Source organism: Parasedimentitalea marina (assembly GCF_004006175.1).
Taxonomy (GTDB): Bacteria; Pseudomonadota; Alphaproteobacteria; order Rhodobacterales; family Rhodobacteraceae; genus Parasedimentitalea; species Parasedimentitalea marina.
On record NZ_CP033219.1, the window covers coordinates 846,821 to 871,598 of the forward strand.

Consider the following 24,778-nt stretch of genomic DNA (forward strand, 5'->3'; position numbering starts at 1 on the left):
CAGAAAGGCAGCAGCATGAGCACACAGACGTAATTCATACAGGTCTGCCAGTTTGGATTTGATAACGCACCACTTGGACCTCATCCGGAAAAAGTTCCCGGTGCAATGCAGCACTTTGCTCTACCCAGGTTCGACCAGATCAACGACGGCGAGTTTGCGTTTGCGACCCGGTTTTTCAGCAGCGCTTTTTAGTTGCTCGCCTTGCGTCGCTGCGACGGAAAGGTCTTTTTGCAAGGTGGCAAGCCGATCCAGAACCGCGTTGCGGCGAGCATCCAAATCAGCCTTAAGCCGGTCAATATGGGCAAGCTTGTCCGTCATTTTCGCAATGCCGCCCTCGCATGGGACCGCACCTTCGTCAGAAAGGCAGGCGCTCATTGCGCGAATTTCGCGGGTGGAAAACCCAGTGGCGATAAAGTCGCGGATACGTCCGGCTCGCCGTAGATCCGCTTTGGTATAGTGGCGATATCCGTTGTGCCTGCGGTCCACGACCATAAGCCCGGTCTTTTCATAATGGCGCAACATGCGTTGTGTAATCCCCAACCGTTGGGCGGCCTCCTTCGCATCCATTTCATATCCTTTCTTGCTAACCCTGACATAGGTGTGAATGTTTTTGCCGAAGACAAGGGGGGCATGGGCGGATGACAGGCAGCCGCCCAATTGATTATAGTCTTAAGTCCGAAGCGACCAACCGCCATCGACAGTCAAGATCTGCCCCGTAAGCCACGCGTTTTGCGAACTCCCTAGGCGAAGAATCCAGGGCACGATATCTGCTGGCACCCCGCGACGTCCCAAGGGAACCTGCGCCGCCTCTTGGTCTTCGATTTGCAGCGCCAGTTCTGGCGGCATTCCCATCATGCCTGTCAACGCGCCGCTCTTGACTGGACCGGGCGCAATGGCGTTCACTCGAATGCCATCTTTTGCCAGTTCCATCGCCCAAGACTGGGTCAAATGTTCCAGCGCGGCCTTGGTCGCAGCGTAATGCGCAATCATCGGCACCGCATTGCGGGACACCGCCGTGCCGATATTGACAATGGCCCCTTTGGTTTCGCGCAGGGCTGCACGACCGGCCTGAACCAGTTGGGATGGCGCAATAATATTGACTGCCGACATATTGGCCATAATTTCAGCGTCATATCCCTCCATTGGCATTGGCTGGCCGGCACCTGAGTTGTTGACGATCAGGTCAAGACGGCCCCAGTGGTCCAGGGCTGCCTGAACAATTTGCATGCCGCTGTCGCGGGCAGCACTGTCGGCCTGCAGCGTTTTGATCGCATCATTGGCCGCAGCCATTTCGGACAGTTTTTCGGCATTGCGCCCGGTGACAAGCACCCGCGCGCCCTGATCGGCAAGGGCCCGAGCCGTGGCCTTTCCTATGCCAGAACTGCCTCCGGTCACGATTGCGACTTTGCCCTGCCACGTGTTTGTCTGTGTCATCTCACGCTTTCTCCTGTTTGCGAATTGATGTGCACATGGGGTTAGCAGGTGGACACTAGTGTCAGGGTCAAGCGGTTTTTGTGGACCTAGATCCATTGGGCAGGGCATCTTGTTTAGACTGGCCTTTGTCTGGATAGCGGGGCATTAAATCCACGAGGCAGAAAAGGCAGCGGTGTGAGCGATCAGGAGTTTTTTCATGCAGGCGAGCGGGTCGGGGTTTTGACCACGCAACCGCTTGATCGGGTTCTGGATTACCGTGCGCCTGAGGGCGGCTGTTTTCTTGGAGCCTATGTCGAGGTGCCTTTGGGGCCGCGCCGGGTTTTGGGCGTGATTTGGGGGCCGGGGCAGGGCGATTTCGATTCGGCCAAGCTGCGATCGGTGAACCGGGTGCTGGATGTGGCACCGATGCGGATCGAGATGCGCCAGTTTCTGAGCCGCGCGGCAGACTACACCCTGACACCGATGTCATCAATGCTGCGGCTGGCGACGCGGGCGCCGGGCCTTTCAGACCCGGTATCGATGCGCAAGATCCTGCGACGCGGCGCGTCCGAGCCTGAGCGGATGACCGATGCGCGTGCGCGTGTTCTGGCGGCGCTGGACGAATACGGCGGTCTGGCCTTCACCCCCAAAGAGCTGTCCGATCTGGCCGGGGTGACGCCCTCGGTGCTCAAGGGTTTGGTCAAACAGGGTGCCCTGCGCGAGGAAGAGGCACCGCGCGATCTGCCCTATCCACATTTGGACCCCGAATTACCCAGTAAGACCCTGACCGAGGACCAGGCCGAAGCCGCCAATGTCTTGGCGCAGGCGGTGCAAAATGGCGCTTATGGCACCACGCTGTTAAAAGGGGTGACTGGATCGGGCAAAACCGAGGTCTATCTTGAGGCGGTCGCCGCCTGTCTGCGGGCGGGCCGACAGGCCTTGGTGCTGTTGCCGGAAATCGCGCTGACGGCCGAGTTTCTGACCCGGGTCGAGGCCCGGTTTGGCGCCACACCGGCAGAATGGCATTCCGGTGCCACGATGACCGAACGCCGCCGGGTCTGGCGCATGGTTGGGCAAGGCAATGCGCAACTGGTGATCGGTGCGCGCTCGTCTTTGTTTTTGCCGTTCCGGGATCTGGGTCTGATCATTGTCGATGAAGAACACGATACCTCGTATAAACAGGAAGACGGAGTCCTGTATAATGCCCGCGACATGGCGGTGCTACGTGCGGTGATGTGCTCGGCGCAGGTGGTGCTGGCTTCGGCCACACCCAGCCTGGAAAGCTGGGCCAATGCCGAGGCAGGCAAATACCGCCGGCTGGATCTGGCCGCGCGCTATGGCGCGGCGGTACTGCCCGAAATGCGCGCCATTGACATGCGGGTTGAAAAACTGCCCTCGGCAACCTGGATCTCGCCGACCCTGCGCAGCGCCATGAGTAAAAGGCTGGAGCGAGGCGAGCAGTCGCTGCTGTTCCTGAACCGCCGTGGCTTTGCGCCGGTGACGATCTGCCGGGCCTGCGGCAATCAAGTGGCCTGTGATCATTGCGATGCGCGCATGGTCGAGCACCGATTTCAGAACCGATTGATGTGCCACCAATGCGGCGAAACCAAACCGCTTCCGACGGTGTGCCCCTCCTGTGAAGTCGAAGGCAAGATGGCCCCGGTCGGCCCCGGCATCGAACGGCTGGGCGAAGAGGCAGCACTGGCATTCCCAGAGGCGCGGATTGCGGTGCTCAGCTCGGATCTGTTTGGATCAGCACGGGCACTAAAGGAACGCATCTCCGAGATCGTAAAGGGCGAGGCGGATATCATTCTGGGCACCCAACTGGTGGCCAAAGGACACAATTTTCCACTGCTGACACTGGTCGGCGTGATCGACGCGGATCTGGGGCTGCAAGGATCAGACTTGCGCGCCGCCGAGCGAACGTTTCAATTGATGCGACAGGTTGCGGGGCGCGCTGGCCGTGCTGAAAAACCGGGTGAGGCGCTTTTGCAAAGTTTCCAACCTGAACACCCGGTGATCCGCGCTATTCTGTCCGGTGACGAGGAAGGCTTCTGGAAAGCCGAAGCCGCTGAACGCCAAGCCGCCGGTGTACCGCCCTATGGCCGCATGGCAGGGATCATCCTGTCTGGATCGGACCTGCCTGCGGTATTTGATCTGGGCAACGCACTAGCCCGCAACGATGGGCCGTTGCGCGCAATTGGCGCACAGGTTTACGGTCCGGCCCCAGCGCCAATCGCCCGCATTCGCGGTCGTCATCGAGTACGTTTGTTGGTCAAAGCCGCAAAAGGAGTACCGCTACAAGAGGCAATTTCACGCTGGATTGCACCTTGTCGGCTCAAGGGCGATCTAAGGTTGAATGTTGACATCGATCCGCAGAACTTTTTCTAGCCACAATTTTGAAGCGTCAGGGTGAGTATTTAAGAAAAAGATGAAGCCAGAGAGGCTCTCTCTTCCACAATTCACCTTTTTCTAAATACTCACGGCGCAACTTCTGCAGGGAAAATTAACACTCCAATAGAAATGTTGCGCGCGTAGCGCACGGCCTGGTTACGCAGGGTTTCGATTCTCATGTCAGACTATCGACCAATCGCGATTTCCGCTGGGCCTGACACCCCCGGCACTTGGAACAGGGCCCGCTAGGATTGGGGCGCGCAGAGACAACGTTTAGCACGCGGGACTGATCTCCCGTCCACATCCGCTTTGGCGGTACCGCCTTCTCTACCATATTTTTGCCTTTGGAACGATGGGCATGACACTGCTGAGATAAGCAACCAACAAGGCATGGCCTTGGGGGAAAAGATCTGTGTGGGGCGCAATTGTGGTGAACTCTGCAGAGATGCAGACCCTTATGTGCATGGCTTCATTGCCTCTACCGCCGACGGTAAAACAGGCGTATGAGCGATGTATGTTCAAACCAGTCTCCCTTACCGACTCCTCGCATCTGCCGTTCTGGCGGCGTCCTGTAACCCTGCTGTTCGTGATGTCGGGGGCGATGCCGATCGCCTTTTTCACGTGGTATGCCCTGCTGAATAATTTCGTGATTGAGGTCGCTGGATTTGAGGGTTCAGACATAGGTCTGCTGCACACGATCCGTGAAATTCCGGGATTTTTCGCCATCGGAGTGATTGCCATCATCCTGTTCGTGCGTGAGCAGGTTTTAGGCATGGTGTCGCTGGTCCTGCTGGGGGTGGCGACCGCCTTTACAGCATGGTTTCCCAGTCTGACGGGAATCCTGACACTGACCTTCCTCAGCAGTCTTGGATTTCACTATTACGAGACGGTGAACCAGTCGTTGCAGTTGCAATGGCTGCCCAAGGACCGGGCGCCGCAAATTCTGGGCTGGTTGATGGGCATGGGGTCGGCGGTGACACTGGTGGTGTTTGTGCTGATCGTGCTGATGTGGGACACGCTGAATCTCAGCTATAATGTGGTGTTCATGGTGGCTGGTTTTGCCACCGCTGGGTTGGCGCTGTTTGCCATGTTTGCCTATCCACAGTTTGAATCCCCGACGCCGCAGAACAAAACCATGGTGCTGCGCAAACGCTATTGGCTGTATTACGCGCTGCAATTCATGGCCGGAGCACGGCGGCAGATCTTCATGGTTTTTGCCGGTTTCATGATGGTTGAGAGGTTTGGTTTTGATGTGCATGAGCTGACCGGTCTGTATCTGATCAATCTGGTGGTCAAAATGCTGGTCGCGCCGTTTTTGGGCAAAGCCATTGGGCATTTTGGCGAACGCCGCACGCTGATCTGGGAGTATGTCGGGCTGACCGTGGTGTTCATGGCCTATGGTGGCATCTATTGGTTTGGTTGGGGCGTGCTGTTTGCCTCGGTATTGTATGTGGTCGACAATATCTTGTTTGGACTGGCACTAGCGCTAAAGACCTATTTCCAAAAGATCGCAGACCCAGCAGATATTGCACCGACGGCCGCAGTGGCCTTTACCATCAACCATATTGCGGCGGTGTTTTTGCCAGTGCTACTGGGATTGTTGTGGATGGTGTCGCCGACGGCAGTGTTTGGTCTGGCCTCGCTTATGGCGCTGACCTCACTGGGGCTGTCGCTATTGATACCACGTCACCCCGAGCCCGGAAATGAGACCGTGCTGAGCAAGCACCACATACCTGCACCTGCAGAGTAAGGCGACCTTGGGAGCCACGCCATTTTGAAAGGCCATAGCCCTTTCTCTTGACCTATTGGCACAGCCAGCCTAGGCGCTTGTGATCAGTTTCAGGAGTTCGTGATGCCCACTTTTACCGCCCTTACCACCCTGTCCGGAAAAGCCGCCGCCGAGGCGCTGGGCGAGGCGATGGAGAGCCTGATGCCGGAACCCACGGGTGTTGGCATCCTCGACCTCGAAGACGACTCCGGTCTGTGGGAGGTCGGTGGCTATTTCACCGAGGCCCCGGATGAGGCCGGTCTGGCGCTGCTGGCAACCCTGCATGGCGCGCGTGCCTTTGCGGTGTCGGAACTGCCGGACACCGATTGGGTGGCGCATGTGCGGCGTGAACTGGCGCCGGTCAACGCGGGCCGGTTCTTTGTCTATGGCAGCCATGACGCTGACAAATTGCCCGGCGACAAGATCCCACTGCTGATCGAGGCGGCGATGGCCTTTGGCACCGGCCACCACGGCACCACGCTGGGCTGTTTGCGTGCCCTGGATCACTTGATCACCGAGGGATTTGAGGCCGCTAAAGTTGCCGATATCGGTTGCGGCACGGCGGTGCTGGCGATGGCAGCGGCGCGGGTCTGGGATGGCGAAATTCTGGCCAGCGATATTGATCAGGTCGCGGTTGACGTCGCCGAAGCGAACCTGGCCGCCAACGGCATGGCCGGGCGGGTCGGCTGTGTCGAGGCCGCCGGTTTTGACCATGCCGATCTGCTCGCCGCAGCACCCTATGATCTGATCTTTGCCAATATCCTGAAAGGCCCACTGGTGGCCTTGGCACCTGAGATGGCCACACACCTGCGCCCCGGAGGCTATGCGATTCTGTCCGGGATCCTCAATGAACAAGCCGAAAATGTGTCAGAGGTTTATGCACGAAATGGCATCAATCAGGTCCGCCGGGATGAGATTGGTGACTGGAGCACGTTATTGTTGCAGCGTCAGGGCTGATTAGGACGCATTTGTAACGCATTTTAACGAGCCGCCTCACAATAGCCACATTTCCGACGCATGATGCCCTATCCGCTGGTGGGGGCCAGTTCGGGGTCTGCCATGAGTAATGAACATCAGCAGTTTTTGTCGCGTGTGCGCCATCTTGAGCGCAAGCACGGTGCCATGAATAACGGCTATTCGGCGCAAATGCGGTCGGATGGCTTGATTGTCGTTGAGCCAAAGAGACGAATTGAATCGCGTATTTCTGCTCGGTCGATCTTCCTGTTTCTTGCAGCTTTCCTCCTTTTCAAGGGTTTCCTGATCGCTTCGATCGGTGTGGATGGCTATCAGGACAGAGTGTCCAAGTTGCAGGCCGGATCCATGTTGGAGCAAGGCGGGGCCTTGATCATGATTGCAGATCCGCTGTCGCTGGGGATTGCCAGGAAAATCGGACCTATTCTGCGCTAAAGGCAGTCGCTTAGCCTGATGGCGCCGGTCTTTGAAATTTGACGGCAGCCTAGGTTTGTAGTGCGGTTTGACTGCCCAACATGCATTTGGTCTTTGAGATCAAAAAAAACGCCGCATCCCGAAAGGGTGCGGCGTTTGAAGTTTCTGCCCCGAGGGAGGAGGCGAAGCAGAAAATTCTAATTACAGATTTTTGCCAGTCGCGATGACTTCGATGTCGCCGCGGCACAGGCCGATATCGGACAGCTCACGATCAGAAAGCGTCGACAGGGAATTGCGGGTGACGCGGGCGTCATTCCACTGCGAGATACCTGCCGCAGTTGCGGCGATAATCGCGCCGATACGGCCGGTCAGGCCAGTTGCGCCATAGGTGGTGCGGGTGGTGTCAAAAGCAGCCATATCTTTGTCCTTTGATTGAAGTTGCTGATTGTCGTTGTTCAGATGATCGGCATTTAGGGATGAGATCTGGATTGAGCAAGATGGAAAATTGCAACTGTCCTATGCGGAAAATGCATAGCTACTGACTATATAAACAAGGCCTATGGGCCACCTGCGACAGGCTGTCCTGAAATGTCGGTTTCAGTCTCAGAAACGGTCGTTTCCAGTCCACATTCCGGTCATTTTGACAATGGGTGTTAACGGAAAGGGTTTGGACATGTTCGCGGTTTGTGCTAATCGAAAAGAAAATAATTTTAGTCATTGGGCAAGGGCCGGTCGAAACATGCGGATTTTGGGGATTGATCCGGGGTTGCGGAACCTTGGTTGGGGTGTGATCGAATCACATGGTTCAAAACTGAGCCACGTTGCCAACGGAGTTTGCCACTCGGATGGGGACGATCTTGGCGAACGGCTGCTGTCCCTGCACAACCAGGTCACCGAAGTGATCGAAGCCCACGCACCAGATCAGGCGGCGATTGAGCAGACCTTTGTGAATAAGGATGGCGCCGGGACGTTGAAACTGGGGCAGGCGCGCGGAGTGGCCCTGCTGACTTTGGCCAAGGCCGGATTGGCAGTGGGAGAGTATGCGCCGAACCGGGTCAAGAAAACGGTTGTTGGGGTTGGCCATGCTGACAAGACACAGGTGATGCATATGGTGAAGCTGCAATTGCCCGGCTGTAACCCAGAAAACGCGGATGCGGCGGATGCTTTGGCGATTGCAATCTGCCATGCGTTCTATCGCGGCACAGCGGACCGGCAACTGCGCGAGGTGCGGGTATGATTGGCAAGCTGACCGGGCGGCTGGACTACCGCGCCGAGGATCACGTGCTGATCGATGTGCGCGGCGTTGGCTATATTGTCTATTGTTCCAGTCGCACCATGATGGCGCTACCCGGTGTGGGCGAGGCGGTATCACTCTATACCGCGATGCTGGTGCGCGAGGATCTGCTGCAATTGTTCGGCTTTACCACATTGGTGGAAAAGGAATGGCACCGGTTGCTGACCTCGGTGCAGGGGGTTGGTGCTAAGGCGTCGATGGCGATCCTGGGCACATTGGGACCTGATGCAGTTGGTCGTGCAATTGCCTTGGGCGATTGGGCCAGTGTTAAAGCGGCTAAGGGCATTGGCCCCAAGACTGCGCAACGTATTGTTCTTGATCTGAAGGACAAGGCGCCAAGTGTGATGGCGATGGGCGGCACCATATCTGAGGCCATGGAGGGACCGGATCTGGAGGTGGTTGAAAGTAGTGAAGCTGCTCCCAAACCAAAGCCCAAAAAGAAAACCAGTAAGCCCAATACGGACGCCGCAGCACAAGCTGGCGCATTGTCGGCCCTGTCCAATCTCGGCTACAGCCCGAGTGACGCGGCGGCGGCCGTAGCCAAAGCGGCCGGGAACGAGGCTGGTCTGGGTGAAGCCGGTTTGATCAGGGCTGCGCTGAAACTGTTGGCGCCAAAGGGGTAGCGGATGCGAGTGCACGTACATCTGGGTCTTGTCCGGCCGATAGATCGGACAGTGCCTGACCTGAGTGAAAATCAACCGACTGCCTACAAGAGCAAGCTTCGCCATGATTGATGCCGACCCAGACCTGCGCCCCGAACAGCGGCCCGAGGACAACGACCGCGCCTTGCGGCCACAGGGATTGACTGAATTCATCGGTCAGGCCGAAGCCCGCGCCAACCTGAAGGTGTTTATTCAGTCCGCCAAACAGCGGGACGAGGCGATGGATCACACGCTGTTTCACGGCCCTCCGGGACTTGGGAAAACCACGCTGGCGCAAATTATCGCGCGCGAGTTGGGGGTGAATTTTCGCATGACCAGCGGGCCGGTTCTGGCCAAGGCGGGAGATCTGGCAGCCATCCTGACCAATCTGGAAGCGCGCGATGTGTTGTTCATCGACGAGATCCACCGGTTGAACCCGGTCGTTGAGGAAATATTGTATCCGGCGCTGGAAGATTTCGAGTTGGATCTGGTGATCGGCGAGGGGCCGGCAGCGCGTACGGTACGGATCGAGTTGCAGCCCTTTACGCTGGTGGGGGCCACTACACGCATGGGGCTGCTGACCACACCACTGCGCGATCGTTTTGGTATTCCAACACGGTTGCAGTTTTACACGGTGGACGAACTGCATGAGATTGTCAGCCGAAATGCGCGCAAATTGGGAGTGCCTGCGGATGATCAGGGGGCTCGCGAAATTGCCCGCCGTGCCCGTGGAACACCTCGGATTGCCGGCCGGCTATTACGCCGGGTTGTGGATTTTGCCGTGGTCGAAGGTGACGGGACAATTACCCGCGCATTGGCAGATAGTTCGCTGACCCGGCTGGGAGTGGACCATCTGGGGCTCGATGGGGCGGACCGACGGTACCTGAAGTTGATTGCCGAGAACTATGGTGGTGGCCCGGTTGGGATTGAAACCCTGTCAGCGGCGCTGTCGGAAAGCCGCGATTCGTTAGAGGACGTGATCGAGCCCTATTTGCTGCAGCAGGGGCTGATCCAGCGTACGCCGCGTGGGCGGATGTTGGCGCAAAAAGCCTGGACCCATTTGGGGCTGGATGCGCCCAGAACCGCCGACGATCTGTTTTCCTGAACATTTGGGAGCCTCCGGCGGGAGTATTTTGAAAAAGATGAAAACGTCAGGCCTTGTGAGGTTCAGGCCCAGGCGGCATAGAGCCGGTAGTTTGGAATGAGGATGCCTAAGATGACGCCGAAACAAATCGAACAGCTTTTTACCCGAAACGATGGGTCTTATGCCTTTGCGCGTTGGGGGCGACCGATTGTTCCAGTGGTGTTTGGGGTAGAGGAAGAGACCCTGAAAGTGGTCAAGGGTGCGGTAGAGGCGGTTGCGACGCTGGCTGGGGCACAGATGGACGAGCTGGATGGTGAATTGGGCGCCAACCTGATGTTCTTTTTTTTTAAGGACTGGGATGAGCTGTTGGCGGTTCCGGATTTGGGTCGGTTGATCCCAGACTTGGAGTCTTTGGTAGAGCGATTGAAGGCGGCGGATGCCAGCCAGTACAGGGCGTTCCGCTTTGATGATGTCGCAGCGATTCAGGCCGCCTTTGTGTTCCTGCGGATGTCCGGTGACATGGTGGATATCCCGGCTGAAACACTGGCATTGACCCAGTCGGTGCAGGTGATGTTGATGTGGGGCGACCGCGCTTTTTCCGAGGTGTCTCCTCTGGCGGTGCTACCAGAGACCGGCGCGACCATCTTGCGGCCTGAAATTGCCGGGGTGATTGCGGCAGCTTATGATCGGATGATGCCGCCCTCGGCGGATGACAAGTCTCATGCGCTGCGGCTGTTTGCGCGGTTGCAGGGATAAGTTCCGCAGCGTTGGGCCGCAGAAAATTATGAATTTTCTGGACAAAATTCTTCTAAGAATTTTTTGTGAGCTCGTTCAGGTGAGGCATTAGAGTGAGGCTGTGGATGCACAGATTTCCAATCCGGGTATATTATGAAGACACTGACATGGGCGGCGTGGTGTATTATGCCAACTATCTGCGGTACATAGAACGCGCACGCAGCGATTGGGTGCGCAAACTGGGCAACGATCAGAACGCCATGCGCGAGGCGGGGCTGATCTGGGTGGTGCAGCGTGTCGAGGCGGACTATCGCGTTCCGGCGCGGTTCGATGATGAGTTGTTGATCGAGACCGAAGTGCTGAAAGTTAGTCCGGCGCGGCTGATCATGGGCCAGCGGGTGATGCGCGATAAGGTCGAGTTGTTTCGGGCTAAGGTCACTGTTGCCTGTGTCACGGCCGAAGGAAAACCGCAGCGGCTTCCGGCAGAGATCCGCGCATTATCGTAAGATTTTGACCGTAACGCCTGTTTGATTGGATTTTACCGCGCATCTAGGTTAAATTGCGTCCAGATAAGGTCAGAAAACTGGCCACAAATATAGCGAGCAGGCTAATGGAAGCAGAAACTCTGGCGTTGGCGCAGGAGATTGATTTCTCCATGTGGGGACTTTTCGCGCGGGCTACTCTCACCGTGAAACTGGTGATGATGATGCTTGTGGGGGCCTCTATTTGGTCTTGGGCCATCATTATACAAAAACATATCTCTTATCGGTTGGCACGCGGTGGCGCGGATAAGTTTGACCAGGCGTTCTGGTCGGGCGAGCCGTTGGATGTGCTGTTTGAACAGATCGGCACCCAGCCCGAGGAATCCTCGGAGAAGATATTTGTATCCGGCATGACCGAATGGCGGCGCAGTCATCGCAGTGATGGCGGCTTGATCGCGGGAGCGCAGGCGCGGATTGACCGGTCCATGGACGTGGCCATCGCCAAAGAGGCCGAGGCCCTACAAAAGGGGCTGCCGGTGCTGGCAACGGTGGGGTCCACGGCGCCGTTTGTGGGCCTGTTCGGCACCGTTTGGGGCATCATGACTGCCTTCATCGAGATTGCAGAACAACAAAACAGCAACCTGGCTGTTGTGGCGCCGGGGATTGCCGAGGCGCTGATGGCCACGGGTCTGGGTCTGCTGGCGGCGGTTCCGGCGGTGATTTTCTATAACAAGCTCAGTGCGGACAGTGACCGGATCATCGGCGGCTACGAGGCTTTTGCCGATGAATTCGCAACGATCCTTAGCCGCCAGCTGGACTCCTGAACGATGGGGGCCGCAGTACAACAATCCTCGGATGGCGGACGCCGCCGGGGACGTCGGCGGGGTCGTTCGCGGCCCATGGCTGAAATCAATGTGACACCCTTTGTCGATGTCATGCTGGTGTTGCTGATCATCTTCATGGTGGCAGCCCCTCTGATGACAGTTGGTGTCCCGGTTGAGCTGCCCAAAACGGCGGCCAGTGCCTTGCCGGGGGATCAGGACGAGCCACTGACAGTGACCCTGACGCTGTCGGGCGAAGTGCAGATCATGACCACCCCGGTGACCCCAAGCGAGCTGGTGGGAAAACTGCGGGCGATTGCGGCAGAGCGCACCTCTGACCGGGTGTTTTTACGCGCGGACGGCGGGCTGCCTTATGAACAGGTGATGAAAGTCATGGGCGCACTGAATGCTGGTGGGTTTTCGAACGTCGGGCTGGTCACAGACATTGGCGGGCCTGCGCTGGAAGATCCGGCTGCGGCCGGGCAATAGCGGAGCGGCAGATTGCAAACCGGGACCAAAATATCTCTGACGGCGCATGTCGGGCTGATGGGGTGGGTGGTGTTTGGCGCCTGGTTCCCGTCCGAGCCGCTGCCGTTTCAGGTGCAAGAGGTCACCATGATCAGCACGGCGGAATTCGCGCTGTTGAACCAGCAGCATACCGCCCCGATCATTGCAGAAGAACCAGCTGTTTTACCTGTCCCGCAAGACGACACGCCGGTGCCCGAGGTGGCTCCGGTGAGTGACGTCGAGCCCGAGGCGGTCGTGCCGGAGCCCATCGCTCCCCCAGCGCCAGATCCCGAAGTGGCCGAGCGGCCCGAGCCAGAACCCGCGCCCCTGCCGATCGCTCCTGCGCCGGTCGTTCCATCGCTGCCCGATATCGCACCCGAATTGCCGCAAACGGCTGAGCCTCAAGTGGCGCAACCTGCGGACCGGGTGGCCCCGGTTCCAATTGCGCCGCCCGCCCCGGATACAGCAGTGGACGAGGTGGTCCAGCCCGAAGTCGCCCCCGACGAAGGCTCGGAGACCCAACAAGAGGTGCAAGAGGCGACCGCGCCCGAGGCCGCCAATGACCGTATCGTGACGGAAGCTGAAGAGCAGGACGAGCAGGCCAGCGCTGCGCCCACGCTGTCGCTGCGGCCTAAGACACGGCCACGTCGCCCGACACCGCCCGAGGCTCCAGTTGAAACTGCAGCAGCGGATGCGCCGGAAAATCAGCCAGAAGATCAGCCGGCAGACCAGCCCGTCGAAGAGCCAAGTGACGCCGTGGCGGATGCGGTTGCTGAGGCCATTGCCGGCGGTGCAGATGTGATCACGCCCGAGCCTTCGGGACCGCCTTTGACCTCGGGTGAAAAGGATGCACTGCGTATTTCGGTGTCCAATTGCTGGAATGTGGGCTCGCTTTCGACCGATGCGCTGGGGACCACCGTCGTTGTGGGCGTATCGTTAAGTCAGGATGGTAAGCCGGACGTTGGCTCCATCCGGATGCTGTCCAGCACTGGCGGGTCTAGCACGGCGGCAAAACAAGCGTTCGAGGCAGCGCGGCGGGCGATTATCCGCTGCGGGGCAAAGGGGTTCCAACTTCCCCCTGAAAAATATGGCCAATGGCGTGATATTGAGATGACATTCAATCCTGAAAGGATGCGGATCAAATGAGAGTTTTTCTGACAGGTGTTCTGCTGGCGGCGGCCGTGCTGACCCAGACTGGGGCGGCTGTAGCGCAAAACGGGCCGCTGCGGATTGAAATCACCGACGGTGTGATCGAGCCGCTGCCCTATGCGGTGCCCAGCTTTATTGCCGAGACCGCTGCTGCAAATGAGATGTCAGCGCAGATCGCACGGGTGATTGCCTCGGATCTGAGCGGCACTGGGTTGTTCCGCGAGATCCCGGCCTCGGCCCATATTTCAAAAGTCACCGATTTCAACGCCTCCGTCCAATATGCCGACTGGAAAGCCGTCAACGCGCAGGCGCTGATCACGGGCGCTGTCAGCGTCAATGGCAACCGGCTGACGGTGCGGTTCCGTGGCTATGATGTGTTTGCCGACAAAGAGCTGGATGGCGGTGGCCTGCAGTTCACCGGCACCACCGACGGCTGGCGGCGTATGGCCCATAAAGTGGCGGACAGTATATATAGCCGGATCACCGGCGAGGGCGGGTATTTCGACAGCCGGGTGGTCTATGTCTCGGAAACCGGCCCCAAGAATGACCGTCGTAAGCGGTTGGCGATCATGGATTATGATGGCGCCAATGTGCAGTTCCTGACCAACAGCGCCTCTATTGTTTTGGCGCCGCGGTTTTCGCCCAGTGGCGACCGGGTGCTCTATACCAGTTATGAAAGCGGCTTTCCGCAGATCCATGTAATGGATATTGGCAAGGTCCAGCGCCGGGTGTTGTCAACTGACGATGGCATCATGAGCTTTGCGCCCCGGTTCTCGCCGGATGGGCGCACCGTGGTGTTTTCGCAATCTCAGGGCGGTAACACCGATCTTTTCACCATGGATATCAACACTGGCAGCCTGACCCGGCTGACCAGTGCGCCGTCAATTGAAACGGCACCGTCGTTTTCGCCGGATGGCAGCCAGATTGTGTTTGAAAGCGACCGTTCAGGCGGTCAGCAACTCTATGTGATGGCCGCCAGTGGCGGGGATGCGCGCCGGATCAGTCATGGCAAGGGGCGCTACGGCACCCCGGTGTGGTCGCCGCGGGGGGATCTGCTGGCCTTTACCAAGCAAAACAAGGGCCGATTCCATATCGGCGTGATGCGCACCGATGGCAGCGAGGAGCGTCTGCTGACAGCCTCGTTCCTGGACGAGGGGCCGACCTGGTCGCCAAATGGTCGGGTCATTATGTTCACCCGCGAAACCCAAGGGGCCAGTGGTCGCTCTCTGTTGTATTCGGTGGACATCTCGGGGCGTAACCTTAGACCGGTACGGACCCCGGATGGCGGATCAGATCCGGCCTGGTCGCCCTTGCAGAATTAAGAATAAAATCACCCCCATAGCGTGGTCAATTGGCCTGTGATAGGGTTCACGAAGCATAAGGCAAAAGCATGAGGCTGACAGCATGAGCGGTTTGACAAAAGTAATTCTGGTTATTTCAGCATTGGGCCTCGCGGCGTGCGATAATGTGACCGGCGGAAATTCTAACACGGGTTCGCTAACCGGCGGTGGCGCGGGCGGAGTGGCGGATCAAACCAGCCCGGCCTATTTCCAGCAAGAGATCGGCGATCGGGTTTTGTTTGTGGTGGACCAGTCGACGCTGACGACCGAAGCAAAAGGCATCCTGTTGTCGCAAGCAAACTGGTTGCTGGCCAACACTGATTACACTGCCACCATCGAGGGTCACGCGGATGAGCAGGGCACCCGGGAATATAACCTGGCCCTGGGCGCCCGTCGTGCCAGCGAGGCAAGGGAGTATCTGGTGTCGCAGGGTGTCGCCAGCAACCGCCTCAAAGTGGTGAGCTATGGCAAGGAACGCCCGCTTGAGATTTGCTCGAATGAAAGCTGCTATTCGCAGAACCGGCGGGCTGTGACTATTCTGACTGGTGGGTTAACGGGGTAAATGATGCGTCTTTATTCTCTTGCCGTGATCGCGGCTGTTGCGTTTGTTCCGGCAGGCCTAAGGGCGCAGGATCAGCAAACCCTGGCTGATATCCGTCAGGAACTAACGGTTCTGCACGTGGAAATTCAACGCCTAAAGCGTGAGTTGTCGACCACGGGTGCTCCCGGCACCAGCCTTGGTGGCGATTCCGTTCTGGACCGTGTTGGCGCGATTGAGATTGCCCTGCAGGGGTTGACCTCGCAGACGGAACGGTTGGAACACCGGATTGAAAATGTGGTGGCAGATGGCACCAATCGCATCGGCGATCTGGAATTCCGACTGGTCGAACTGGAAGGCGGCGACATCAGCCAGCTGGGAGAAACCTCGACGCTGGGTGGTGACGTTGAAACAGCGCAGCCAATTGGGCAGCCTCCGGTTGATACTTCGGATGAGCTGGCAGTGGGTGAGCTGGCAGATTTTGACGGCGCAAAAAAGGCACTGGGTGAGGGTAATTATCAGGACGCGGCGGCCCGGTTTGCCAGTTTTGATGTGGCCTATCCCGGCAGTCCCCTGGCCGCCGAAGCCCATTTTAATCGTGGTAAGGCACTGGATGGACTGGGCGACACCCGCGAGGCGGCGCGGGCCTATTTGGCGGCCTTCACCGGCAATTCAACCGGAATCATCGCCCCCGAGGCGCTGTTTGAACTGGGCGCTGCTTTGGGACGTTTGGGGCAATCCAGTCAGGCCTGTGTGACCCTGTCCGAGGTCAAGGCGCGCTTTCCCGATACGGCGGCGGTGCTGGCAGCGGAACAGGAAATGGCCTCGCTGAGCTGTTCTTGACCGGCCGACAATGAATATTCTGACAGAGGTCCAGGGTCATTTCCAAGGGTCGTTGCCGTCCCGGATAGGCGTGGCCCTGTCGGGTGGTGGCGATTCGGTGGCCTTGCTGCATATTCTGACGCAGTGTTTTCAGGGGCAGGACGTACAAATTCTGGCTGCGACCGTAGATCACGGGTTGCGCCGTGAATCCGCCGATGAAGCCCGGCAGGTTGCCGCTCTGGCCCGTCACATGGGTGTCGATCACGAGATTTTGCACTGGCAGGGATGGCAGGGGGACGGCAATCTTCAGGATCAGGCCCGCCGGGCCAGGTATCAGCTGCTGAGTGACTGGGCCAAGCGCCGCGAGATCGAAATCATCACGCTGGGGCATACTGCGGATGATCAGGCTGAAACTGTTTTGATGCGATTGGCGCGTTCGGCCGGGGTCAACGGATTGGCGGCGATGCCGGTGCGTCGCCAGCTGAACGGGATCACATTGTTGCGCCCATTGCTGCGGGTGACACGTGCCCAGCTGCGCAATCACCTGACCCAACATGACCTGACATGGGTCGAGGACCCCTCTAATCAGGATCGTCGGTTTGAGCGGGTGCGGATGCGTCAGGCGATGAAAACCCTGGAGCCACTGGGCCTCACCATCGCGTCCCTCTCTGCGGTGGCCGAGAATATGGGTAAGGCAAAGGAAGCGCTTGATCGTAATGCTCTTTTGGTCGGCAAGGATCTGGCCAAAACGGTCTCTGGCGCTGTGGTTATTGATGAAAAAGGGCTGCGTGATCAGCCCGACGAGATCATTCACCGTTTGCTGGCGGGGGCACTGCGCTGGGTCTCGGGGGGTGAATATCCGCTGCGACGAGGCGTCATGGCCGAGGCTTTGGTCTGTGTCCGCACGGGTGGCGGGGTGACGCTGGGTGGATGTCGCATCTTGTCGCGCCGCGGGCAGGTCTGGATCTGTCGGGAATACAATGCGGTGCGCGATGAGGTGGCACTGCCAGATGCGATCTGGGACAAGCGATGGGTGCTGCAAGGGGCGGACGTTTCAGGGCTCGAGGTGCGGCCCTTGGGCAGGGCGGGGCTGTTGTTGTGCCCGGATTGGCGCGATTCTGGTTGTCCCCATGAAGTTCTGGAAGCGACCCCTGCTGTTTGGAGAAAACAGGACTTGGTTGCCGCTCCTATGGCTGAAATGGCCAACGGATGGACCGCAAAAGCAGTAAATTCGGACGAAGAGTTCTATAGAAGCCTTTTATCGCATTGAACCTGACCGAATGATCCTTATTTTAGGGTCAAAGCAGGTGTACCGAATGGTATGCTTCGAAAACTAGGAGAGCTGCCTTGGGCAACGCACGTAATATCGCCTTCTGGGTCATTCTGTTTCTGCTGGTCTTGGCGCTGTTCAATATGTTCAGCGGTTCGGGCAGTTCGATGCAGAGCCAGGAAAGAACCTTTTCTGATTTTGTGACCGCAGTTGAAGGCGGAGGGGTGAGCAATGTCATCCTGGATGGTGAACAAATTCGCTTTACCGCGTCTGATGGCAACGCCTACATGACCATCAAACCTTCAGATGCTGAAGTCACACGGTTGCTCATCGAGAACAATATTCCGGTGCGGGCTGAAAAACAGGCGCAATCCGGGTTTCAGGCGTTTTTGCTGACGCTGCTACCATTCCTGTTACTGATCGGTGTCTGGGTCTATTTCATGAACCGGATGCAGGGTGGCGGCAAAGGTGGCGCGATGGGTTTTGGCAAGTCCAAGGCCAAGATGCTGACCGAGAAACACGGTCGGGTGACGTTTGACGACGTGGCCGGTATCGACGAAGCCAAGGAAGAACTGGAAGAGATCGTCGAATTCCTGCGCAATCCGCAGAAATTCAGCCGTCTGGGCGGTAAGATCCCCAAGGGTGCGCTGCTGGTGGGCCCTCCGGGTACTGGTAAGACACTACTGGCCCGTGCGATTGCTGGCGAAGCAGGCGTTCCGTTCTTCACCATTTCGGGTTCTGATTTTGTTGAAATGTTCGTCGGTGTGGGTGCCTCCCGCGTGCGTGACATGTTTGAACAGGCCAAAAAGAATGCGCCATGTATCGTGTTCATCGATGAGATCGACGCTGTGGGTCGCCATCGTGGTGCCGGCTATGGCGGTGGTAATGACGAACGTGAGCAGACATTGAACCAGCTGCTGGTTGAGATGGACGGCTTTGAGGCCAACGAGGGTGTGATCATCCTGGCCGCGACCAACCGTAAAGATGTGTTGGACCCTGCCTTGCTGCGTCCGGGTCGTTTTGACCGCAACGTGACTGTTGGTAATCCTGACATCAAAGGCCGTGAGAAGATCCTGGGCGTGCATGCCCGCAAAACGCCGCTGGGTCCGGATGTTGATCTGCGGATCATCGCACGGGGTACACCCGGTTTCTCGGGTGCGGATCTGGCCAACCTGGTCAACGAATCTGCCCTGATGGCCGCCCGTATTGGCCGTCGCTTTGTCACCATGGACGATTTTGAAAGTGCCAAAGACAAGGTGATGATGGGGGCCGAACGCCGCTCTATGGTGATGACCCAAGAGCAAAAGGAAATGACCGCCTACCACGAAGCGGGACACGCGGTTGTCGGGATTTCGCTGCCGAAATGTGATCCGGTCTATAAGGCGACTATCATTCCGCGCGGTGGTGCATTGGGCATGGTGATGAGCTTGCCGGAATTTGACCGGTTGAACATGTTCAAAGAAGAGTGCCATCAGCGCCTGGCGATGACCATGGCCGGTAAGGCTGCGGAAATCATCAAATACGGCGAAGACGAAGTCTCTAACGGACCTGCGGGCGATATCCAGCAGGCTTCGGGACTGGCGCGGGCCATGGTGATGCAATGGGGCATGTCCGACAAGGTCGGCAACATTGACTACCAAGAGGCTGCGGCTGGCTATCAGAACAATGGCGGCGCTGGCGGCTTTTCGGTATCAGCGGCCACCAAAGAGCTGATCGAAGATGAAGTGAAGCGTCTGATCGACGAAGGCTATCAGCGGGCGCATAAGATCCTGTCCGAGAACAGCGACGGGTTCGAACGTCTGGCGCAGGGTCTGCTGGAATATGAGACACTGACCGGCGAAGAGATCAAGCGCGTCATGAACGGCGAACTTCCCAATGCGGGCGATGATGAGGATGACGATGCGGATCAGGGCAATGCCTCGGTCACCGCGATTCCAAAAGCCAAGCCAAAGAAATCGCCACCCGAAGGCGACATGGAGCCGGAACCCTCGGCCTGATAGATAAGTGACAATGGCCCGGATACCGAAATAGGTGTCCGGGCCTTTTTTATTGCTTTGGTCCTGTTGGCCAGCGCGACATTGAGAATTTTAGTAAAAAAGCCCCCGAGATGGCGGCTGACTTGCAGGAGAGCACTGTGCCGACATTACGCGAAGTTGAATTTCAGGGCGAAATCACATGGCTGGGACATGTGCCAGCCGAGGGCGGGCTGCGGGCGCGGTCCGTGGATCGGCTGGATCTTGGTTTTGATGGCGACGCAGGTGCGCGTCATGCTGGGGCCAATCGGGCGTCCTGCGTGCGGGTCAGGGATCTGTACCCGGAGGGCACCGAAATCCGCAATGCCCGTCAGGTGACAATTCTGTCCGAGGAAGAACTGGCCTTGATTGCTGCCGATATGGGGATGGAGGCGGTAGACCCGTCGCATCTGGGCGTATCGATTGTGGTGCGTGGCATTCCGGACTTTACCTTTATCCCGCCATCGTCGCGGCTGCAGGGGCCGGATGGGGTGACGCTGGTGGCGGACACAGAAAACCGCCCCTGCATTTTTCCGGGTCGCGAAATAGAGAAGGATCACACCGGCTTTGGCCCCAAGTTCAAACCCGCAGCCAAGAATCGCCGGGGAATCACTGCCTGGGTCGAACGGCCGGGGGGCATGGTGATTGGCGATGCGCTGCGACTTTTTATTCCAGACCAACGGCCCTGGGCGCCATAATAGTAGGGGGACGCACCCAGAGTTTCCGATTTGAAACCGATACCCGGGCCGACGCCGTTTCGCGGCATGAAAATGTCGGAAAACATGCGCTCAATCTTATATTGGCCGGGTAAGGCTAGCTTAGTATTGGCGCAAAAGCGTCTTCTTCTATGTGCATATGAGATCAGGGATCAGTGTCATGAGCTATAAGAGTGATATCGAGATTGCCCGCGAGGCAAACAAGCAGCCGATCCAGGAGATTGGCAAAAAACTGGGCATCTCAAGTGATGACCTGGTGCCTTATGGCCATGACAAAGCCAAGATTAGCCAGTCGTTCATCAAGTCGGTTCAAGACCGTACCGATGGCAAGCTGATTCTGGTGACAGCGATCAACCCAACACCTGCGGGTGAAGGCAAGACTACCACTACTGTGGGTCTGGGTGACGGTCTGAACCGCATCGGCAAAAACGCGATGGTTTGTATCCGCGAGGCCTCTTTGGGTCCGAACTTTGGTATGAAGGGTGGCGCTGCTGGTGGCGGCTACGCACAGATCGTGCCGATGGAAGACATGAACCTGCACTTTACAGGTGACTTCCACGCAATTACCTCAGCCCACTCGTTGCTGTCTGCGATGATCGACAACCACATCTATTGGGGCAACGATCTGGAAATCGACACCCGGCGTGTTGCTTGGCGCCGTGTGGTTGACATGAACGACCGCGCCCTGCGTCAGATCACTGCGTCCTTGGGCGGTGTTGCCAATGGCTTCCCACGTGAAACCGGTTTTGACATCACCGTTGCATCCGAAGTGATGGCGATCTTGTGCCTGGCCAACGATCTGGAAGATCTGGAAAAGCGCCTGGGCGACATCATCGTGGCCTATCGCCGCGACCGGACTCCGGTCTATTGCCGCGACATCGAGGCTGATGGCGCCATGACCGTGCTGCTGAAAGATGCAATGCAGCCGAACCTGGTGCAGACACTGGAAAACAACCCGGCGTTTGTTCACGGTGGCCCATTCGCCAACATCGCACATGGCTGTAACTCGGTTATTGCGACCACAACGGCGCTGAAACTGACCGACTATGTCGTCACCGAGGCTGGCTTTGGTGCTGACTTGGGCGCTGAGAAGTTCATGAACATCAAGTGCCGCAAAGCGGGCCTGGCCCCGTCAGTAGTGGTTCTGGTTGCGACTGTGCGCGCGATGAAAATGAACGGCGGCGTTGCCAAGGCTGATCTGGCCGGCGAAAACATCGAGGCTGTGCAGTCCGGCTGTGCCAACCTGGGTCGTCACATCGAGAACCTGAAATCCTTTGGTGTCCCGGTTGTTGTCGCAATCAACCACTTTGTCACCGATACCGATGCCGAAGTGCAGGCGATCAAGGACTTTGTGGTCTCGCAGGGCTCCGAAGCAATCCTGTCGCGTCACTGGGAACTGGGCTCTGAGGGCTCGGCTGATCTGGCAACGCGCGTCGCCGAGATTGCAGATGCGGATATGGCCAACTTTGCGCCAATCTATCCTGACGACATGCCACTGTTTGAAAAGATCGAAACCGTCGCCAAGCGCATCTACCGCGCTGACGAAGTTCTGGCAGATGCCAAGATCCGCAAGCAGCTGCATGAGTGGGAAGAGCAGGGCTATGGCAATCTGCCGGTCTGCATGGCCAAGACGCAGTATTCCTTCTCGACTGATCCGACATTGCGCGGTGCGCCGGTTGGCCATTCAGTGCCAGTACGCGAAGTGCGCCTGTCAGCAGGGGCCGGATTTATCGTCGCAGTTTGCGGTGATATCATGACAATGCCGGGTCTGCCCCGCAATCCAGCGGCAAAAAGCATCCATCTGAATGAGACCGGTGAAATCCAAGGCTTGTTCTAAAGCTGAATATGCGCTTTCTGCGGCCCCGGGACACCCCGGGGCCGCAGGAGTTTTAGACATGACCCAATTGACACCACCGCAGGATTGCCGGGACATGGACGCGCTAAGGGCTGAAATCGACGCTCTTGATGCGCGTCTTGTTGCGCTTTTGGCGACACGGGCCGATTATATCGACCGGGCGATTGCGCTAAAACAAACCAATGGCTGGCCAGCACGGATACCTGAAAGGGTGGAAGACGTGGTCAGTAAGGTTCGTAGCGCTGCCAATGTCGGGGGATTGGACCCTGAACTGGCAGAAACCCTGTGGCGGCAGTTGATAGATTGGTCGATTGCGCGAGAGGCGCAGGTTATTCGGGAAACGTGAGCGGGTTTTGACCTCAGCTCGGGGAAAAGGAAGAGATTTATGGCAGCAAGTATCATCGACGGTAAGGCCTTTGCCGCGACTGTGCGCGAAAAAGTGGCTGGTCACGTTGCCCGTCTGAAGGAAGAAAACGACATCACGCCTGGATTGGCTGTGGTGCTGGTCGGTGAAGACCCGGCGTCCGAGGTCTACGTGGCCGCCAAGCACAAGAACACGGTAGCGGCTGGTATGGCCTCTTTCGAGCACAAGCTGCCTGCTGATGCGTCCGAAGAGGAACTGTTCGCGCTGATCGACCAACTGAATGCGGACCCGAAGGTGCATGGTATCCTTTGCCAGTTCCCAGTGCCGGACCACCTGAATGAGCGCCGCGTGGTGGCCCGCATCGACCCGTCCAAGGATGTGGACGGGTTGAGCGTGGTGAACGCAGGTTTGCTGGCAAGTGGTGAGAAAGGCCTCGTGTCCTGCACCCCTCTGGGGTGCCTGATGCTGTTGCGCGATCAGGTCGGCAACATGTCCGGCAAGAATGCTGTGGTGATTGGACGTTCGAACCTTTTTGGCAAGCCGATGGCCCAACTTCTGCTGCAGGAAAGCTGCACCGTGACCATCGCTCATTCGCGTACGCAGGACTTGGCCGCGGTTTGCCGCCGCGCCGACATTCTGGTTGCTGCTGTTGGCCGGGCCGAGATGGTCAAAGGCGATTGGGTGAAGCCTGGCGCAACGGTAATCGATGTAGGCATCTCTCGCATCCCGCATCCGGAAAAGCCCGGTAAGACAAAACTGCTGGGGGACGTCGACTTTGCTGAGGCTGCCGAGGTCGCGAGCGCCATCACCCCTGTGCCTGGCGGCGTTGGCCCGATGACCATCGCTTGCCTGCTGGCCAATACCGTGACCGCCTGTTGCCGCGCCAATGGACTGACTGAACCGGAAGGTTTGACCGCCTGATCCTGCGCTTGGTGCGGCGTTGGATTTGAGTATTTGTGAAAAGATGAAATGCGGGCGGTCCGAAAGGGCCGCCTTTGGTGTGTTTAGGGTCAGATTTGAATTGGGACCATGGTGCCCTGGAGAATGGCGACCAGTGTTTCAGTGCCGTCTGTGATGGCATGGACCTCAGCGGAGACCACCACCAACCGGCGACCGGGTTTGATGACTTTGCCACTGGCGCGCAGGAGGTCGCCGTTGGCGGGGGCCAGCAGGTTGATTTTGATCTCTGCGGTCATCACCTCTTGGTCGGCGGGCAGTTTGGTCAGGGCGGAATAGCCCGCGGCGGTGTCGCCGATGGCGAAGGTCAGCGCGGCATGGGCGACACCGTGCTGCTGGCGGCTGCCGGGCAGGATCGGAGCGGTGATGATGACCTCTCCGTCAGTGATGTGGTCGATTTCGGCGCCGAGGGTCTGCATCATGGATTGGCGGGCAAAACTGTCGCGAATGCGGGTTTCCATTTCGGTCATCTGAGGCTCCTGTTCCAGTGCGGGCAGTATAGGCCTGATGTGCCTGACAGGGGGAATAACGTGGCGGCGTTTGGGGTTAGCGCGGCATTGGGATCGGGACGGGGTGCGGGCCGGTCAGGATTGCGCGGGCGCGTGGCCCCATTAAGGCGGTGAGGGCGGGATCGGTGCTGCGCAGCCCGCCGGTATAGGTGCCATAGGCGGGCAGGATAAGCCTGTGTTCATCGACAAGAAAGGCGGGACGCGAGGTGCTGCGCAGCCGGGCCTTGGGGTGGTAATGGCCGGAGACCTCGGATTGCGCCTGTGGCTGGGCAATATGACGGAAGGTTAGTGGGCCAATGGTGATGTCGCGATGCTGTTCCCCGGCCAGATCCAGCGGGGCCGGGTCATGGTTGCCGGATATCCAGATCCAGCGCCGGCCTGTGGTGAGATGGGTGATTGTGTCCTGTTCTGCCTGGGGCAGGGCCCGGGCGGCGGCATCGTCATCAAAGCTGTCGCCAAGGCAGATGACCGTTGTGGCCTGAGTGTCCCGCAGGTCTGCCGCCAGTCGACCTAGGGTATCGCGGGTCTCGTAGGGGGGCAGGACCGGGCCACCGCGACGGGCCTGGCGTTCGGACTTGCCCAGATGTAGGTCTGAGATGCACAACAGGTTCTGGTCAGGCCAGTGCAGCGCGCCGGAGCCAAGCGCCGTCAGTCTTGCACTGGACAGGAAAAAATCAAATCCGCTCATGGTGTTGAGATTGCCGATCTGGCGGCGGCTGGC

26 protein-coding genes are annotated in these 24,778 nt (G+C 58.3%); 21 read left to right on the forward strand and 5 right to left on the reverse strand.

Annotated features, from left to right (window positions below):
* Window positions 1–120: 120 nt before the first annotated feature.
* The gene (locus tag EBB79_RS04125) at window positions 121–567 is read right to left on the reverse strand and encodes a MerR family transcriptional regulator (RefSeq protein WP_127747715.1); all 447 of its coding nucleotides are present in this window, start codon (window positions 565–567) and stop codon (window positions 121–123) included.
* A gap of 102 nt (window positions 568–669) precedes the next feature.
* Window positions 670–1,434 carry an SDR family NAD(P)-dependent oxidoreductase gene (locus EBB79_RS04130; RefSeq protein ID WP_127747716.1) on the reverse strand — a complete coding sequence of 255 codons (765 nt, stop codon included), beginning with the start codon at window positions 1,432–1,434 and terminating at the stop codon, window positions 670–672.
* Window positions 1,435–1,608: 174 nt separating this feature from the next.
* Between EBB79_RS04130 and EBB79_RS04135 the strand changes: the two genes are divergently transcribed.
* The 4 genes from EBB79_RS04135 (at window position 1,609) to EBB79_RS04150 (ending at window position 6,982) form a co-directional block, all read left to right on the forward strand.
* Window positions 1,609–3,804: a primosomal protein N' gene (locus EBB79_RS04135; protein WP_127747717.1), complete on the forward strand. Its 2,196-nt coding sequence runs from the start codon at window positions 1,609–1,611 to the stop codon at window positions 3,802–3,804.
* Between the two features lie 517 nt (window positions 3,805–4,321).
* Window positions 4,322–5,557, forward strand: coding sequence for an MFS transporter (locus tag EBB79_RS04140; RefSeq protein ID WP_127747718.1), 1,236 nt, complete (start codon window positions 4,322–4,324; stop codon window positions 5,555–5,557).
* Window positions 5,558–5,659: 102 nt separating this feature from the next.
* Window positions 5,660–6,532: a 50S ribosomal protein L11 methyltransferase gene (locus tag EBB79_RS04145; protein WP_127747719.1), complete on the forward strand. Its 873-nt coding sequence runs from the start codon at window positions 5,660–5,662 to the stop codon at window positions 6,530–6,532.
* 102 nt (window positions 6,533–6,634) lie between these two features.
* Window positions 6,635–6,982, forward strand: a complete 348-nt coding sequence (locus EBB79_RS04150) for a hypothetical protein (protein WP_127747720.1) — start codon at window positions 6,635–6,637, stop codon at window positions 6,980–6,982.
* A 180-nt stretch (window positions 6,983–7,162) separates the two neighbouring features.
* On the opposite strand, the gene EBB79_RS04155 is transcribed toward EBB79_RS04150, so the two are convergent.
* Complete coding sequence (locus EBB79_RS04155; protein ID WP_127747721.1) at window positions 7,163–7,378, reverse strand: DUF1127 domain-containing protein; 216 nt, start codon at window positions 7,376–7,378, stop codon at window positions 7,163–7,165.
* 322 nt (window positions 7,379–7,700) lie between these two features.
* Between EBB79_RS04155 and ruvC the strand changes: the two genes are divergently transcribed.
* The 17 genes from ruvC to folD all read left to right on the forward strand — a co-directional run bounded on the left by ruvC (window position 7,701) and on the right by folD (window position 23,512).
* The gene (gene ruvC / locus EBB79_RS04160; protein WP_127747722.1) at window positions 7,701–8,198 is read left to right on the forward strand and encodes a crossover junction endodeoxyribonuclease RuvC; all 498 of its coding nucleotides are present in this window, start codon (window positions 7,701–7,703) and stop codon (window positions 8,196–8,198) included.
* On the forward strand, window positions 8,195–8,878 hold the full coding sequence (gene ruvA, locus EBB79_RS04165; protein WP_127747723.1) for a Holliday junction branch migration protein RuvA: 684 nt from the start codon (window positions 8,195–8,197) through the stop codon (window positions 8,876–8,878). The genes ruvC and ruvA overlap by 4 nt, the downstream gene beginning before the upstream one ends.
* 103 nt (window positions 8,879–8,981) lie before the next feature.
* Window positions 8,982–10,001, forward strand: a complete 1,020-nt coding sequence (ruvB, locus tag EBB79_RS04170) for a Holliday junction branch migration DNA helicase RuvB (protein WP_127747724.1) — start codon at window positions 8,982–8,984, stop codon at window positions 9,999–10,001.
* A gap of 111 nt (window positions 10,002–10,112) precedes the next feature.
* Entirely contained in the window at window positions 10,113–10,736 is a 624-nt protein-coding gene (locus EBB79_RS04175) for a hypothetical protein (RefSeq protein WP_420850361.1), read from the forward strand.
* A 104-nt stretch (window positions 10,737–10,840) separates the two neighbouring features.
* Window positions 10,841–11,221, forward strand: a complete 381-nt coding sequence (ybgC, locus tag EBB79_RS04180) for a tol-pal system-associated acyl-CoA thioesterase (protein WP_127747726.1) — start codon at window positions 10,841–10,843, stop codon at window positions 11,219–11,221.
* A 104-nt stretch (window positions 11,222–11,325) separates the two neighbouring features.
* Complete coding sequence (gene tolQ / locus EBB79_RS04185; protein ID WP_127747727.1) at window positions 11,326–12,021, forward strand: protein TolQ; 696 nt, start codon at window positions 11,326–11,328, stop codon at window positions 12,019–12,021.
* 3 nt (window positions 12,022–12,024) lie between these two features.
* A complete protein-coding gene (tolR, locus tag EBB79_RS04190; protein ID WP_127747728.1) occupies window positions 12,025–12,507 on the forward strand; it encodes a protein TolR in 483 nt (160 codons plus the stop codon).
* Window positions 12,508–12,519: 12 nt separating this feature from the next.
* Window positions 12,520–13,671 carry an energy transducer TonB gene (locus EBB79_RS04195; protein WP_127747729.1) on the forward strand — a complete coding sequence of 384 codons (1,152 nt, stop codon included), beginning with the start codon at window positions 12,520–12,522 and terminating at the stop codon, window positions 13,669–13,671.
* Window positions 13,668–14,996 carry a Tol-Pal system beta propeller repeat protein TolB gene (tolB, locus tag EBB79_RS04200; protein ID WP_127747730.1) on the forward strand — a complete coding sequence of 443 codons (1,329 nt, stop codon included), beginning with the start codon at window positions 13,668–13,670 and terminating at the stop codon, window positions 14,994–14,996. Before EBB79_RS04195 ends, tolB begins: the two co-directional genes overlap by 4 nt.
* 82 nt (window positions 14,997–15,078) lie before the next feature.
* The gene (gene pal / locus EBB79_RS04205) at window positions 15,079–15,576 is read left to right on the forward strand and encodes a peptidoglycan-associated lipoprotein Pal (RefSeq protein ID WP_127747731.1); all 498 of its coding nucleotides are present in this window, start codon (window positions 15,079–15,081) and stop codon (window positions 15,574–15,576) included.
* 3 nt (window positions 15,577–15,579) lie between these two features.
* Window positions 15,580–16,395, forward strand: a complete 816-nt coding sequence (gene ybgF / locus EBB79_RS04210) for a tol-pal system protein YbgF (RefSeq protein ID WP_127750872.1) — start codon at window positions 15,580–15,582, stop codon at window positions 16,393–16,395.
* 10 nt (window positions 16,396–16,405) lie between these two features.
* Window positions 16,406–17,644: a tRNA lysidine(34) synthetase TilS gene (tilS, locus tag EBB79_RS04215; protein ID WP_127747732.1), complete on the forward strand. Its 1,239-nt coding sequence runs from the start codon at window positions 16,406–16,408 to the stop codon at window positions 17,642–17,644.
* 77 nt (window positions 17,645–17,721) lie between these two features.
* Window positions 17,722–19,641, forward strand: coding sequence for an ATP-dependent zinc metalloprotease FtsH (gene ftsH / locus EBB79_RS04220; RefSeq protein WP_127747733.1), 1,920 nt, complete (start codon window positions 17,722–17,724; stop codon window positions 19,639–19,641).
* Between the two features lie 137 nt (window positions 19,642–19,778).
* Window positions 19,779–20,354, forward strand: a complete 576-nt coding sequence (locus EBB79_RS04225) for an MOSC domain-containing protein (RefSeq protein ID WP_127747734.1) — start codon at window positions 19,779–19,781, stop codon at window positions 20,352–20,354.
* Between the two features lie 178 nt (window positions 20,355–20,532).
* On the forward strand, window positions 20,533–22,209 hold the full coding sequence (locus EBB79_RS04230; protein ID WP_127747735.1) for a formate--tetrahydrofolate ligase: 1,677 nt from the start codon (window positions 20,533–20,535) through the stop codon (window positions 22,207–22,209).
* 58 nt (window positions 22,210–22,267) lie between these two features.
* On the forward strand, window positions 22,268–22,573 hold the full coding sequence (locus tag EBB79_RS04235; RefSeq protein WP_127747736.1) for a chorismate mutase: 306 nt from the start codon (window positions 22,268–22,270) through the stop codon (window positions 22,571–22,573).
* Between the two features lie 39 nt (window positions 22,574–22,612).
* Window positions 22,613–23,512: a bifunctional methylenetetrahydrofolate dehydrogenase/methenyltetrahydrofolate cyclohydrolase FolD gene (gene folD, locus EBB79_RS04240; RefSeq protein ID WP_127747737.1), complete on the forward strand. Its 900-nt coding sequence runs from the start codon at window positions 22,613–22,615 to the stop codon at window positions 23,510–23,512.
* 89 nt (window positions 23,513–23,601) lie between these two features.
* Here folD and EBB79_RS04245 read toward each other — a convergent pair whose 3' ends face one another.
* Complete coding sequence (locus EBB79_RS04245) at window positions 23,602–24,009, reverse strand: PaaI family thioesterase (RefSeq protein ID WP_127750873.1); 408 nt, start codon at window positions 24,007–24,009, stop codon at window positions 23,602–23,604.
* Window positions 24,010–24,094: 85 nt separating this feature from the next.
* A complete protein-coding gene (gene pdeM, locus EBB79_RS04250) occupies window positions 24,095–24,745 on the reverse strand; it encodes a ligase-associated DNA damage response endonuclease PdeM (RefSeq protein ID WP_127750874.1) in 651 nt (216 codons plus the stop codon).
* Between the last annotated feature and the right edge of the window lie 33 nt (window positions 24,746–24,778).